Annotated in this window: 1 pseudogene; it reads right to left on the bottom strand. The window is 69.8% G+C overall.

The annotated features are described in order from the left end of the window. A pseudogene (locus QR78_RS30785) lies at nucleotides 1–224 on the bottom strand (inositol-3-phosphate synthase); the annotation flags it as partial. Between the last annotated feature and the right edge of the window lie 300 nt (nucleotides 225–524).

The following is a 524-nucleotide window of genomic DNA, read 5'->3' as shown; positions in this document are numbered from 1 at the left end:
CCGGCCGCCGCGGCGCCGAGGTCGTCGCCGTTGAGGTCCCAGCCGCCGAAGACCAGATCCTTGTACCCGACCATCCCGGCCACGGCGTGTCCCGCAAGGGGCAATCCATCGAGACGGTTCGAGCCGGACTTGATCATTTCGATACCGGCGATGGCGGTGGTGGCGACGGCCCCCCCCATCCCGACGAAAGCGACGCCGACGCGCCGACCGGGCTGAATGCTCATCGGTAGGGATTGTCCTCTCTCAGACCCGCGGACCCCGGGCGGGGCGGTGGGGCAATCGTTCGCCCGCTCCGCGTGGCGACTGGAAATGCCCCGGGGAGTATTTGGTTCCGTGGTCGCACACGATTTTCTCGCGTCCCCGAGGTCGCAACCCTCTCGCTCGCAAGTCGCACTGTCAGTCCCTGGACGGGCCGACCGGGGGGCCGCGTCGCAAAATGGCCCCAGAGCCTGCCCCGGCCTCGTCCCATTCTGGACACACCGGCCGGCCAGAGGTGCCCCCGAGCGAAGCACGGCGCGGCTCCG

It is taken from the genome of Methylobacterium indicum (assembly GCF_001043895.1).
Lineage (GTDB): Bacteria > Pseudomonadota > Alphaproteobacteria > Rhizobiales > Beijerinckiaceae > Methylobacterium > Methylobacterium indicum.
The sequence above is the reverse complement of the archived record's forward strand: the minus strand, read 5'-3'. Positions and strand labels throughout refer to the sequence as shown.